Annotated in this window: 10 protein-coding genes; 7 read left to right on the forward strand and 3 right to left on the reverse strand. The window is 49.7% G+C overall.

The window, feature by feature from the left end:
- Window positions 1-33 precede the first annotated feature (33 nt).
- The 7 genes from J2X05_RS04090 (at window position 34) to J2X05_RS04120 (ending at window position 12,680) form a co-directional block, all read left to right on the forward strand.
- Window positions 34-891, forward strand: a complete 858-nt coding sequence (locus J2X05_RS04090) for a CheR family methyltransferase (RefSeq protein WP_310068996.1) — start codon at window positions 34-36, stop codon at window positions 889-891.
- Window positions 892-932: 41 nt separating this feature from the next.
- Window positions 933-7,844: a hybrid sensor histidine kinase/response regulator gene (locus tag J2X05_RS04095; protein ID WP_310069000.1), complete on the forward strand. Its 6,912-nt coding sequence runs from the start codon at window positions 933-935 to the stop codon at window positions 7,842-7,844.
- Between the two features lie 9 nt (window positions 7,845-7,853).
- Entirely contained in the window at window positions 7,854-8,771 is a 918-nt protein-coding gene (locus J2X05_RS04100) for a chemotaxis protein CheB (protein ID WP_310069003.1), read from the forward strand.
- An 82-nt stretch (window positions 8,772-8,853) separates the two neighbouring features.
- Window positions 8,854-9,339 (forward strand): chemotaxis protein CheW, encoded by a 486-nt coding sequence (locus J2X05_RS04105; RefSeq protein WP_310069006.1) that lies wholly within the window; start codon window positions 8,854-8,856, stop codon window positions 9,337-9,339.
- Between the two features lie 23 nt (window positions 9,340-9,362).
- Complete coding sequence (locus tag J2X05_RS04110; protein ID WP_310069008.1) at window positions 9,363-9,701, forward strand: FKBP-type peptidyl-prolyl cis-trans isomerase; 339 nt, start codon at window positions 9,363-9,365, stop codon at window positions 9,699-9,701.
- Window positions 9,702-10,064: 363 nt separating this feature from the next.
- Window positions 10,065-12,083 carry an ATP-binding protein gene (locus J2X05_RS04115; RefSeq protein WP_310069011.1) on the forward strand — a complete coding sequence of 673 codons (2,019 nt, stop codon included), beginning with the start codon at window positions 10,065-10,067 and terminating at the stop codon, window positions 12,081-12,083.
- 120 nt (window positions 12,084-12,203) lie between these two features.
- The gene (locus J2X05_RS04120) at window positions 12,204-12,680 is read left to right on the forward strand and encodes a hypothetical protein (protein ID WP_310069014.1); all 477 of its coding nucleotides are present in this window, start codon (window positions 12,204-12,206) and stop codon (window positions 12,678-12,680) included.
- Window positions 12,681-12,949: 269 nt separating this feature from the next.
- Here J2X05_RS04120 and J2X05_RS04125 read toward each other — a convergent pair whose 3' ends face one another.
- The 3 genes from J2X05_RS04125 to J2X05_RS04135 all read right to left on the reverse strand — a co-directional run bounded on the left by J2X05_RS04125 (window position 12,950) and on the right by J2X05_RS04135 (window position 14,606).
- Window positions 12,950-13,210, reverse strand: a complete 261-nt coding sequence (locus J2X05_RS04125) for a hypothetical protein (RefSeq protein WP_310069017.1) — start codon at window positions 13,208-13,210, stop codon at window positions 12,950-12,952.
- A 198-nt stretch (window positions 13,211-13,408) separates the two neighbouring features.
- Window positions 13,409-13,870: a tRNA-uridine aminocarboxypropyltransferase gene (locus J2X05_RS04130; protein ID WP_310069019.1), complete on the reverse strand. Its 462-nt coding sequence runs from the start codon at window positions 13,868-13,870 to the stop codon at window positions 13,409-13,411.
- 10 nt (window positions 13,871-13,880) lie between these two features.
- Entirely contained in the window at window positions 13,881-14,606 is a 726-nt protein-coding gene (locus tag J2X05_RS04135; protein ID WP_310069020.1) for a 16S rRNA (uracil(1498)-N(3))-methyltransferase, read from the reverse strand.
- Window positions 14,607-14,636: the final 30 nt, after the last annotated feature.

Raw genomic sequence — 14,636 nt, forward strand, 5'->3', positions numbered from 1 at the left:
AATTTACAGATAGTACCTATATAGATAGTACCTATGGCCTGGTCACTGCGCACATTACCTACACTCACCGAAGACCAGTTTCTCCAATGGGGCAAGCTGCTGGAAGAGCGCACGGGTATCCAGTTGGTTTTTCAACAGAAAGCGTGGCTGGAGTCGCAGATGACCTCGCGCATGCGCGACCATGGCCATGAAGATTACAACGCCTATTTCGATTTTGTTTCCAAGGAAACAATAGAAGCGAAACTGGAATGGTCGCGTTTGATTGACCGCATCGCGGTGAAAGAAACCAGCTTTTTCCGCCACCGCGAATCCATCGAATATGTGCGCAATTATCTGCAGCAAAAAATTAACAATCAGGCGCTGAACAACAGCTTTGATATATGGAGCCTGGGCTGTGCCACCGGTGAAGAGGCCTACTCGCTGGCGATGGTGGTGAACGACTGCTTTGAGTTGGCAGCTATTAGCCCCTACTACGGCATTACCGCTATGGACATCAGCTCGTCGGCGCTGGCGGCCGGTCGCAAGGGCCGCTATGGCAAACGCCGGGTCGAACAGGTAAAACCAGACGAAGCCAAACGCTATCTGCAACTCTGTACCGATGGCAGCTATGAAGTGGTAAATAAACTACGCGACCGAGTGTGTTTTACCCACACCAATATTATCCACGCGCGCCAGCTACCGGTAGTGCAAGTGGATGTGATTTTCTGCCAAAACCTGTTGGTGTATTTCCGCCGCTGGCTGCGCCGCGATGTACTGAATGCCCTGGTCGAGCGCCTAAAACCGGGCGGTTTGTTGGTTGTCGGCCTCGGCGAAGTAGTGGACTGGGAACACCCCGAAATGCAGCGCACGGGCGATGATCACGTGCAGGCCTACGTTCGTGAAGAACGATAAAAAATTCGCACCGAGCGAGAATAACGAGAGGAAAGTTCTGCATGGCAGATAATCGCAATTTTGCCGCGTTGGATTGGTTGATCCATGAGATCAGTGAGACGCTGAAAGAAGCGCGCCAAGCCCTTGAAAGCTATGTTGAGAATCCTAAAGATGCCGCGCGCATCCGCTTTTGCCTGACCCATATCCATCAGGTTCACGGCAGCCTGCAAATGGTGGAGTTCTATGGCGCCGCCATGCTCGCCAGCGAAATGGAACAGCTGACTCAGGCGATGATCGCCAATAGCGTCGCCAACAGCAGTGAAGCGCAAGAAGTCCTGATGCGCGCCATCCTGCAATTCCCACTTTATCTCGATCAAGTCAAAGCCACCCGCAAAGACAATCCGCTGGTGGTCTTGCCGCTGCTCAACGACCTGCGCGCCGTGCGTGGCGAAAGCCTGCTCACCGATACCAAACTCTTTGTACCCAACCTGACGCCGGCCAAAAAAGTATCCGGCGCACGCCTGCCCGTCACTAACGATAATGTGCAATTCCAGGCCATGGTGCTCAAACTGCGCCAGATGTACCAGTACGCCGCCTCGGGTTTTATCCGCGGTGTCAACCCGGAGGAAAATCTCGCCTATCTGCAAAAAGCGTTTTCGCGCCTGCAAAAACTCACTCACGGCACTGCGCGCTTTGCGCTCTGGGATATCTCGCTGGCACTGGTTGAAGCGATTGAAATCGATGCGATTGAAATCAGCGTCGCGGTCAAAAACCTGCTACGCCAGCTGGATAAAGAGATCAAGGTTCTCGCCGTTCACGGCACCAAGGCACTCAACAGTTTCACCAACGATGAGCTGATCAAAAACCTGCTCTATTACGTTGCGCGCGCGGGCAAACACGCCCCCGGCTTTCCGCCCAACTCGCAGTTGCAGCGCGTCTATGAAAACTACCATCTTGAAGAGGCGCTGCTGGAAGGCAAAGAGAGCGGCGAAGAAGCGCAAAACATGCTCTCGGTGCCCGATGCCGAAGCCATGCGCTCGGTGGTAGGTGCGCTCAAAGAAGAACTTAATCTGATCAAAAATAGCCTGGATATCTGCCTCGCCGGCGGCGATACCCAGTCGGCACTGGGCGATGCTTTGCCCATCGTCAAACGGGTCGCCGATACTTTGGCGGTACTTGGCTTGGGCGACCTGCGCAAGCGCGTACTGGAACAGGGCGCCGCGCTGGATTTGGTAGTCGAATCCAGCAGCCAACTCAGCGACGAACAATTACTTGCAGTCGCCAGTCAGCTGATTGCGGTTGAAAACTCCCTCGATAGTTTGGCCGAAATGGGTGGGCAAGACGCGGGCGGTGAAGACTCGGATATCACCCTCACGCGTGCCAAAGAGTCTGTGCTGCGCGAATCGCGCAACGGCCTTGAGCACGCCAAAGACGCAATCATCGAATACATCGCCTCCCAGTGGAACCGCCAACATCTGCAAAGTGTGCCTACCACCCTGCGCGAAATCCGCGGTGGTCTGGAGATAATGCCATTGCCGCGCCCAGCGCGAATTCTGGGTGCCTGCGCCCGGTTTATTGAAGAGCAACTGCTGCAACAGGATTCCACCCCGCAATGGACCACATTGGATACGCTGGCCGATGCCATTACCAGCGTTGAGTACTATCTGGAGCGTCTGAGTAGCGGCGGCCGCAAAGAAGAAAACGACCTGCTGCTGAGCGTGGCAGAAGAAAGTGTTGCCAGCCTTGGTTACGCTGTTGCCAAAACCAGTAAATCTACCAGCGACGCAGTGCCTGCCCAGGCCACCAACTATGCCGATGCTAATCTGACCGAGCCGGAAATCACTGAAGAGAATGGTGCTGCCGAACAATTGGCCGCCGCTTATCAAGAAGTGATTGAACCGGAAACTCCGATTGCAGATGAATTCGCCCATCTCTCTGCCCTTTACGCTGAGGTCCAAACACCGGTAGCTGATCCGGCTCCCGTACTAACCACTGACACCGTGATTAGCGAAACTGAGGCTGAACTCCCGGCGGCTGAGGTGGAAGAGATCACCATCGCAGAAGCTATTGCGGAGCTTGATGAAAGCGATGAAGAAGACACAGCAGAAGCAGTCAATGAACCGGAAAGCAATCTCGTCGCCACCAGCAATGCCCCGGTAATTCAGCGCGACGATGAAGACATCGACGACGAAATCATCGAGATTTTTATCGAAGAGGCCACCGAAGTTACCGAGACCATTGGCGAATACTTCCCGCAGTGGGCGCAGAATTTTGAAAACAAGGAAGCGCTGACCGAATTCCGCCGCGCGTTCCATACTTTGAAAGGCAGCGGCCGCATGGTCGGCGCCAATGAGATCGGCGAGCTGGCCTGGTCGATCGAAAACATGCTCAACCGCGTGATCGACCGCACTATAGTCGCCGGCGCCGTACACATCCATATCATTGAAAAAGTACGCCAATTGCTGCCGGATATGATCGCCGCCTTCCGCGACAATCAACCCAATCCCCATGCACAATTGGCCGAAACCTATCGCCAACAGGCGGTCTCTCTCTCCCAAGGTGTCACCCCGGACGAACTGCTCGCCGAACTGGGCGATAGCCCTGCTCCTGTATCCATGCCTGAAGCTGTTGATAGCAGTGACGCCTACACACTGCAGGGAGATGATGAGGAACATGAACAAGGCGTCGACCTTGATGCCGAGCAAGAAGAACAGATTCAAGAACCTGACACTGAAGTACAACTGGAAGAACCGCAACTGGACGACTCAGAGGCTTATAACGAAGCCATCACGGAGCTGTCTGAAGAGCTGAACTTCACAGTTGAAGATGAAGAAGCTAGTGACAGCGCTGATGAAGAATTAACGCTGGAAATGGCTGACTTACCCGTGGTTGAGTTGGAAGTTGGAGACGAGGTTCTCGATCTTGATAGTGAAGAAGAACCAACGCCACCCTTGATGACACTGGAAGACCAGGTTGAAATCGTCGACGAAGATGACGTCGCCCAACTGGCGCAAGCCTACAGTGAACATCAAGCCGTTAGCTTCAATTACAGCGCAGCGACCAACGACGATATTGACATCGACGATCCTGACGCCCAGCTGTGGGAAATTTTCGGCGCCGAAGCTCTCACCCATCTGCAAGTGGTTGAGGAATATATCGCGCGCATGGAAGCCGAAGCGCCCATTTACGAGCCGCCCAGTGAAGGCATGCAGCGCGCATTGCACACGCTCAAAGGCAGCGCGCATATGGCCGAAGTTACACAGGTGGCGGAATTGGCAACGCCGCTGGAGCGCTTCGTTAAAGAGCTACGTTCTTATCACGTTAATATCAATGACGATATCCTCCAACTGTTGCGCGATGCCGTCAGCTACACACAAATTGCCCTGCATCAAATTGAAGCAGGTGAAGTGGTCGATATTCCCCGCCTGCAGCAATTTGTAGCGCGTGTGAATGAGCTGCGCGAGATCCACGTCGCCCCGCTCGTCAGCCTGCAAGAGCTGGATGAGAGCGGCAAGCGTCCGGTAGACCCGGAATTGCTCGCCATTTTTATGGCCGAGGAAATGAACCTGCTGCTGGACGCGGACAAGATCATCGCCCAATGGGCAGCCGATCCATCCGATGCCATCCAGTTGATCCCGGTAATGGACGAGTTGGGCAAACTCACCAAAGCTGCAGCCCACGCCTATCTGCCTGCCATGGCCGAGCTGAGCGAAAAAATCCACAGTGTCTATGAGACAGTGATCGCCGAGCAGTTGGCCTGCTCACCGGCGGTTTGCACCACCCTAAATGCCGCCCACATCGCCCTGTTGGATATGGTGGATGCCATAGCAGCCGGACAAAACCTGCACAGGATTCCGGATGCCGTCAACGATGCACTGGATGAATTGCTCAGTACCGAAGTGGTCACTCTCAGCACCCTGATCAACGACGAAATTCCGTTGGTTGAGGAAGATATCCCCCTGTTCGAGGAAGAAGTTGCACCAGTTGCAGTTGAAGAGGCGGCGGCAGAAGAGGAAGAGATTCCGCTCGCCGAATTGGATGAGGTCATCGAATTCGACGAACCTGCGGGTAGCGAGCCAAGTGCCTATGAGTTTGTAGCCCATGCCGGCTATGACTCTGATGCTGACAATATCGAGCTGGTAGATGAAGACGCAGACAATACCGCCTACACCCTGCTGCCGGAAATCAGTCTGGTTGAAGAAGATCCTGTCTATGATGAGGCTGTTGAACTACATGATTCTCAGGAAGCGGAAGGCAGCGAGCCCTCTGACGAAATTTATGCAGAAGCAGAAGATCTGGTCGTTGAAGCACCTATAGAAGTCACAGCTGAACTCGTCGCTGAAGTTCAATTTGTGGCTCCCCAACCAGCGCTGGCCGAACCAGAACTGGCGGTAGATGAAGACTTTGATCCGGAAATCGTCGAGATCTTTATCGAAGAAGCAGGTGAGCTGCTGGAAGAAATCGATACGTCGCTCAATGAATGGCAGGACGACTGGAACAATAGTAGCTGTGTTGAAGAGCTGAAGCGTTCACTGCACACCTTTAAAGGCGGTGCACGACTCGCTGGCCTGACTGATTTGGGCGACTTGTCGCACGACTTTGAAACCATCCTGATTGAGATGGGCGATGATGTTGAGTTGGATCAATCCTTCTTCAACCGCCTGCATGGCTATCAGGATCGTATGCACGCCGGCGTTGCCAAGGCACAAGCGCGCATGAACGGCGGTGTAGCTGATACAGCCGAAGATGAACCAGAACCACCGGTGTTGGATAGCTACGTTCCTGTATTGGATAACTATGCCCCAGCCGATAACTACGTCAGTGTTGACGAAGCGGTTGAGGACATCCAATACGCGGAAGATGTACCTATGTTGCAAGACGAACAACCGTCTTACAACAAACCTACCATAGTGGTCGATAACACCCGCGATCTTGCTGACAATAGCTATGAACGCACCGGTTACGAAAATGACGGCAGCCCCAGCCAAAAACCGAATGTACTGACCTTTGCGCCTAAAGCCAAACCCGTAGCTCCGGTTCCCGGTGCTATTCCCGGCACTGAATACGGTGGCGGTCTGCGCTCCGGCAATACCGGCCCAGCGCAAGTACAGCATTTGGCGGCGCGCCGTACCGGCCCGCAAGAAGTGGTCAAAGTCTCCGCCGAATTGCTTGAAGAGCTGGTTAACCTCGCCGGTGAAACCTCCATCAGCCGTGGCCGTATGGAGCAGCAAGTCAGTGACTTGAGCGGATCAATCGAGGAGATGGATTCCACCATCCAGCGTCTGCAGGAGCAGTTGCGCCGTCTCGATATCGAAACCGAAGCACAAGTCTTGTTCCGTCAGGAACAAATGATGCAGCACGAAGAATTCGACCCGCTGGAGATGGACCGCTACTCGCAGTTGCAGCAGCTGTCGCGCTCGCTGATCGAATCCGCATCTGACTTGATGGACTTGAAATACACCCTCGCGGATAAAACCCGCGATACCGAAACCTTGCTGCTGCAACAGTCGCGCATTAATACCGACTTGCAAGAAGGCCTGATGCGCTCGCGCATGGTGCCCTTCTCCCGTCTGGTGCCGCGCTTGCGTCGTATCGTCCGCCAAGCGGCGACCGAGCTGGGTAAAGAAGTCGATTTCGAGTTGGATAACGTCGAAGGCGAACTGGACCGTACCGTGTTGGAACGTATGGTGGCGCCGCTCGAACACATGCTGCGTAACGCGGTTGACCACGGTATCGAAACGCCTGATGAGCGTATCGCTGCCGGTAAAAATCCGAACGGCCGTATCCTGCTGACCCTCGGCCGTGAAGGCGGCGATGTAATCCTGCGCCTCATCGACGATGGTCGCGGTATCAACCTGAAACGTGTGCGCGAAAAAGCTATTGAACGTGGCCTGATGTCAGCCGACGCCCAGCTCGCAGATCAGGATATTATCCAGTTCATCCTGCACGCCGGCTTCAGTACCGCCGAAAAAGTCACCCAGATTTCCGGCCGCGGTGTGGGCATGGACGTGGTGCACTCCGAGATCAAGCAGCTCGGCGGCGCCATGTTTATCGATTCCAACTGGGGCTCGGGTACTGAATTCACCATCCGCCTGCCGTTTACCGTATCGGTAAACCGCGCACTGATGGTGCAGATTGGCGATGACCTTTACGCCATTCCGCTCAACTCGATTGAAGGTATTGTGCGCGTTAGCCCCTTCGAGCTGGAGCACTATTATCAAGATGACACCGCCCGTTTTGATTACGCCGGTGAAAACTATCTGGTGCGCTACTTGGGCAATCTGCTCGACTCCAGCGCCCAACCGAAGCTCGATGGCCAAACCCTGCCGCTGCCAGTGGTACTGGTGCGCAGTACCGAGCACACAGTAGCGCTGCAAGTGGACCGCCTGCTCGGCTCGCGCGAGATCGTGGTAAAAACCCTCGGCGCCCAGTTCAGTGCGGTGCGCGGAGTATCCGGCGCTACGGTAATGGGCGATGGTAATGTGGTGGTGATTCTGGATCTGCACGCCATGATCCGCGAACAGCTGGCACTCGGCCTGCAAAACGCCATCTTGCTCGAACCGCTCAAAATCGGCGCTGCGCCGGAAGAAGATTTGTCTGAGAAGACTGTAATGGTAGTGGATGACTCGGTAACCGTACGCAAGGTAACTGGCCGCTTCCTGGAGCGCGAAGGCTTCCGAGTGATCGCAGCGAAAGACGGTGTTGAAGCCCTGCAATTGCTGCAAGACCATATGCCTGACGTGATGCTGCTGGATATCGAAATGCCACGTATGGATGGCTTCGAAGTGGCCAAAAATATCCGTACCAGCTCACGCCTGAAAGATCTGCCGATCATCATGATCACCTCGCGTACCGGCGAAAAACACCGCGAGCGCGCGTTCAGCCTCGGCGTGAACAAGTACATGGGCAAGCCCTATCAGGAAGATCTGCTGCTCGGCAACATCAATGAATTGCTCGGCAAAACCGTGAAGTAAGGCGGCCCCATGCTGCAACTGGGAATACTGGTCGATAGTGCCCACAAGCAGCAGGCGCTGACCCAACTGATTACCCAGTCGGGTCACAAAGTAAGTGGTCACTTGCTGCTGTCGGCGCGCGAAGCAGCCAACCAACAGTTACTGGAGCAGCCGCTGGATGCTTGGGTAGTGGATGTCGCAGAAGATTATTGCGACGAGCAACATTTGTTAGAACAGTTATTCGCGCAAAGCCGGGTGCCGATTATCCTCAGCGATAGCAGCGAATTTGCGCCAGGCAGCGAAGATCACAGCGCCTGGTTGCGGCGCACCGGTTTACGTTTGCAGCGGTTGCGTGGCGATATCAACTTGCAGCAGGCCAATCCCGCCAGCGAACTCTGGGTATTAGCCGCCTCCACCGGTGGTCCGGCGGCGGTAAAGCGGTTTCTGGCGCAATTGCCCGCCAATCTGGGTATCGCGTTTTTGTATGTACAACACATAGATGCCAATCAGGCAGCAACGCTCAACCGCATGATGAGCAACGCCGGTAGCTATCCGGCCATGGTCGCCACCCAGGGCATAGTGTTAGAGGCCAACAGCCTGACGCTGGTAACCGCGCGCGATCCAGTTGAGATTCTGGAAAACGGTACATTAGTCGTGAATTACGGCCAGTCGTGGAAAGGCAGTTACGCGCCTTCGATTGACCAGATTGCCGCCAATGCCGCGCGTATTTACCGCGAGCGCTGCGGCTTGATTATTTTTACCGGCATGGGTGATGATGGCGCGGCAAGTTGCCGACTTATCAAACAAGTAGGCGGTAAGGCCTGGGCACAATCACCCGATGATTGCACCAGCGATTCCATGCCCGTCTCCGCCCTTGCTACCGGCTGTGTCAGCCTCAATGGCACGCCTGAATATTTGGCGCGTTCACTGGCACAGTTGAAACGCTAACACCAGTTAGATAAGTGCCAAGTACAAATTCGATAAGTACATCTTTAATAAGTACAACGAGAACCGACAGGATCAGATTTTCATGAGAGCACCCCAGCGCATCGAGAAAAAAGTACAAGAAGTCGCCAGCCTGCTCATTCCGATCCAGGGGCGTTTGCTACTCGCACCCAACGTGACCGTGGCGGAAATTGTGCCCGTCTCGCAAGTGATTCCCGTGGAAGATGCACCTGCCTGGTATCTCGGCAACTGCAGCTGGCGCGAGCAAACCATTCCGTTGCTTTCATTTGAAGTGATGAACGGTGAAGACAAACCCGGCGTCGCCTCGCGCTCGCGTTTTGCAGTACTCAACACCACCGGTGTCAATGAGTCGCTCCCCTTTATCGCGATTCTCACCCAAGGCCTGCCGCGTTTGGCGCGCGTCACCGAAGAAGAAATTACCGAACGCGAAGACGCCGACAATAAACCCTTCGAACTTATGCACGTCTCATGGGCGGGCGAAGAAGCGGTTATCCCTCACGTAGAAGCAATGGAGCGCGCGTTTTTGGATTATCTGCACCTCGATAATTAATTGTCCGCGCAATCCCCCCAGCTATGAACGAACTCATCATTGAAGACCTGCAGATTGGCGACGGCAAAACCGTCGTCAAAGGCGCCCTCATCACCACCCACTACACCGGCTGGCTCGAAGACGGCACCGAATTCGATTCCTCCCTCCGCAAAAACAAACCTTTCCAATGCGTTATCGGCACCGGCCGCGTGATCAAAGGCTGGGATCAAGGCCTGATCGGCATGCAAGTCGGCGGCAAACGCAAACTGCAAGTTCCCGCACATTTAGCTTACGGCGAACGCCAAATCGGCGCGCTGATAAAACCCAATTCGAATCTGGTATTTGAAATCGAATTACTGGAAGTTCTGACAAGGGACGATTAACCCTCACCGCCCCAAATCCCCTGTAATGAAGTGTATTTTTCAAATCCTTGGCTATAGTAGAAACTTGTGCCATTGGATGGAGATAGGAAATACATATGAATAACGACGGGATGTTAGCTACTGCCCATCGCGGGAATATTGTGGTTAACGATTTGTACAAAACCAATTTCATGATTGTTTCGCTTGTTAAAACTTTGACTGGTTGCGCTCGACTACTTTCATTCACAAAAATTAAATGCCATTAAGCGCATTTTGCGATTAAGATTTTTTTCGCATTTAATTTTTAGTAGTGACAGAGTTTTAATTTTTATGAAAAATTTTAGCATTTACAGATAAATCACAAATATAAATGGAAATAGCCTTATGAGCCTACAAACCAACCTAAAAGGCCGTCTTCGCAATACTTCTTTGCCTAAGAGTCATGGCTTGATGCCCGTATTCGAGGCTGTAGTTAACTCTATTCATTCTATTGAGGAAAAAGGCAACACTGATTTTGGAAAGATAATTTTACGTATTGACAGAGCAATGCAGAGACCACTTGATATTGATAATAAGGTTTTGCCTAACATTATTGGTTTTACAGTCATCGATAATGGGTGCGGTTTTAATGATGTCAATTTCAAATCCTTTGAAACTCTCGATTCTGACCACAAAATAGACAAGGGTTGTCGAGGTGTTGGTCGCTTAATGTGGCTGAAGGTATTTGATGTTGTAGAAATATATAGCCACTTTTCAGATAACGAAGGCGTTCTTAGAAAGCGCCTGTTTCGCTTCGACGATAAACAAGGGGTACACGCTGAGCAACTACAAGATGCGACAGACACACATACTGGTACGACTATTAAGTTGATGGGGCTCGACAAGAGTTACTATGAAAAACTTCCATCAAAAGGGTTATCCATTGCGAACCAACTTTTAGAACATGTACTTTGGTATTTTGTACGCCATGGGTTTGCCCCAAAAATATTAGTAGAGGATAGTGGAGAGACAATTGACCTAGATGATCTATATCAAGAACATATGCATGAAAGTGCTTTTCATGAAACTATAAAAATAGATGATCAAAATTTTGATTTAACCCATATTAAATTTCGCTCCTCGGTAAACAAAAAACATCAACTAGCTCTATGCGCAGCAAATCGCCTGGTGAAAGAAGAATCAATACAAGGAAAGATTCCAGGGCTTTACGGGAAAATATCTGATAGGTCGGGTGAATTCACCTATACATGCTACGTTTCATCTGAATATCTTACTGCGCATGTAAGGAGCGAGCGTACCTCCTTCGATATTTCAGAAGATGTTGAAGATATGCTTCACGAAATTACCTTTAAAGACATTCGTGAGGCAGTTCTCGCACGAACACAAGAATATCTACAAAACGTGTTAACCGAAAATATTGCTGCTGGCCGAAAAAGAGTGAATGACTTTATAGTAAATCACGCTCCTCGCTACCGACCTATTACAAATTATTTGTCTGAAGATCTATTGATTGTTGATCCAGAAAAATCAGATAAAGATTTAGAACTTCACTTACACTCGCAATGGTATGAAATTGAAAGGCAGCTTGTTAGTGAAGGCCATGACGTCATGCAACCTCAAAATGAAGAGCATGTAGAGGAATATAAAAAGCGACTCAGCGCATATTTGCAGAAAGCTGAAGACCTCAAAAAATCTGACTTAGCAAGTTACGTATCACACCGAAAGGTGATAATCGACTTACTTCAAAAATCCATAGAAAGACTGGACGATGGAAAATATGCCCGTGAGGATATGATTCATGAGCTAATTATGCCTATGAGAAAAGATTCCAGTGAAGTATTTTTAGATTCATGCAATTTGTGGCTTATTGATGAGCGCCTTGCATTTCATAATTACTTGGCATCGGATAAAACATTAAATGCGATGCTGATTACTGAAAGCACATCAACAAAGGAACCTGACCTACTAAGTTTGCGGGTGTTTGATAATCCAATTCTTGTGAATGATCAGCCTAACTTTCCATTAGCGTCAATAACGGTGATAGAAATCAAACGCCCGATGAGAAATGACATGAAGGAAGGCGAGGATAAAGACCCTATTGATCAAGCTTTAGGGTATTTGGAAAGGGTAAGAGAAGGAAAAGTACAAACGCCAAGCGGCAGAATTATTCCTCCAGTTCAAACAGTTCCTGGTTACTGTTACGTCCTATGTGATTTAACTACAACAATGATAAAAAGATGCAAAAACTTTAATCTCACCGTAACTTCGGATGGAATGGGGTACTTCGGATATAACGATAATTATAAAGCTTACATCGAAGTGATTTCTTTTGACCAACTGACAAAGTCAGCAAGAGAACGTAATCGCGCATTTTTTGACAAACTTGGACTTCCTTCCAACTGAATTAATATGAATTCCCACTAATGGCTTAAAGGAGATCAAAATAAAAATATTAGCAGAATTTAAATTGTTAATTTTATGAAAAATATATTTATAACTATCACTCTATTATCGGTACCCGTTATGGCCAAAGATGTTGAGGTTTATGATTTCGACACTAAGAAAGTTTATCTTGTAGCTCAAGAAAAGCTTGGTGCAGAAATGATTCACATAAATCTTGAGGGGAAAATATATTGGGCGAACAGCAATCAGTTAACACAAAATACATATCAGCATCCGCCATTTGAAGGGGAGCTGAGACAAAAAATATCAAACATACAAAAAGAATTAGAATCTGTGAACTCTCAAACTTATGCCGAGTGGGAGGATGGATTTAGAAGAGACCAAAATCCTAAAAATGAAGTTGCTATTTGGGAGCATATAGTTAGCGTGTATCGCAAATTTTCAAAAAACTATCCTGATGTTGCAGCTAAAAAGGAAATATACAAGATTGCAGTACTTTGCTCTTACAGTGAGGAGTCTGCTGTATTGACCCAAGCAAATGTCAAAGTAATTTCCTCTCAAGTGGCTCAAGAAATTATAGCTGAATATTATAAATAGAAATCTTAAAAAGCAGTTTAGTGAAAGACATTTAACCATACTTTCAAAATACTAAATCGGCAAACGAGGCCCCTGTCTAATTCCACATCTAGCCGAAAGCAACAGCATAAGAATTATGAATAAAATGAATAAATTTGTGTTGTGGCTTTATGTAATCGGAACGGTGATTATCATTAAAGGCCTATTTCGTGGTGGACTGATAGACGGATTTCCGGTAATCCTAATTGGCGTAGGCTGCATAGTTGCAGCCTATTATATTGGTAAGCACACTAAGCGTTTTTAATTGAACCAAGCTGCCCCTCTTCTATTCTTGTTTTAATTCCTGCCGAACCCCACGCAGTAACTATTTTTGCTTGCTCTTCTGAACTCATTACGTCGAAACTTGCAACCAGCGATTTATCAAACGTTAATTCATCGTTATGAATTAACATACCGAATTCGGTAACAGTGCGTTTAACTTTATTGGTTAATGGATCGTAAGTCACGCTGACCTCCATGCCTTCATATTCAAATTTCAACTCATTAGACATATCAAACACCTCATTACTAAAAAGGCATGTATCTCAAGTGAATCAACCTAGTCGCTGTAGACTTTGTACAGAAGATCGGCTCTCTTACGGTATATTTAACTGGAACACATGTATTCTATTAGGCTTTTTCTGCGCCTGTCTGTGTGGTTGGATACATAATTAGTGATAATTCAGCATCCGGAATGCGTGGGAGCAGCGCTATAACTGCGAATTAAAAAGCGTAAACGCAGTATCTAAACGCTCAGCAATATCAATGTGATTTTTTGCAATGAGTATTTCCACCACACACTCAGCCGTACACAAACCTCCCTCTGGCTGATTGCGCCTAAGTTGATACTGGGAAGTTTGCCGGGGTTTAATGTGCGCTCTAGGCAAGTTTTGTAAATAAGGGCTTTTGTTAAACATTTTGCGTGCTTCCTGCCATGTGGCGTCCAGCAAAATGATATTTTCAAAAGATTCAATCGGCGCAGCATCTGCATCGTCTACAGGATAAAGCAACACCGTATTTTTATGGCTGATTGCATTCAGCAAAGACGGATCAGGTGTGTTTCTCGCCCAAATGATTCGCTCTACTATTTCCGGCGCGATGCTTTGTGCCAACACGCCCGTATTGGAGGGGCGCGACAGTTCGCGTTCATGAGTAAGTAAAAATATTTTCATTCGCTATGTGTTAAAAATCCCCCCACAAATACTGCACTAAACTAATCGCCGCTACCGGTGCCGTCTCCGTTCGTAATACTCTCGGGCCTAAAGTCAGTGCTTTAAAATCCTGCTCCAGCGCGTGGGCGATTTCGCGTTCGCTTAGGCCGCCTTCGGGGCCGATTAACAGGGTGACGCTGGCTGGTGTTTTATCAGCGGGGAGGCGTTGGCTGTCGCGGTGATGTAGCACAAAACGCAGATCGGAATTTACCTGTGGAAGCCAATCGGAAATTTGGATGGGGGCGGATAATTGTGGGAGCAAATTGCGTTGGCATTGTTCGCAGGCGCTAACGAGGATATGTTGCCAGCGGTCGTGCATTTTTTCCTGACGGTCGCCATTCACTTTCACTTCAGTGCGTTCGGTTATTAACGGCGTAATTTTGGTGACGCCGAGTTCGGTGGCTTTTTGCAGCACCCACTCAAACCGTTCGCCGCGCGAAATGCCGATGGCGAGTTCCAATTCCAGTGGCGATTCGCGATTATCCACTGTGTGTTCTTGCACGCTGACGATCACATGTTTTTTATTCACTTCATGGATAGTCGCAGCGAATTCGCCACCGGCGCCGTTGAATAGAATCAATTCGCGTCCGGCTTGCATGCGCAGCACTTTGCTTAAATGGTGCGAGGCGGATTCTTCCAGTTCGATCTGTTCGCCGCTCAGCAAATTTTGTTCGGTAAAAATTCGTGGGATTCGCATAGTCGCTAGTTTCTTAAAAGATCAATTGGT

The organism is Cellvibrio fibrivorans (assembly GCF_031457055.1).
Classification (GTDB): Bacteria; Pseudomonadota; Gammaproteobacteria; order Pseudomonadales; family Cellvibrionaceae; genus Cellvibrio; species Cellvibrio fibrivorans.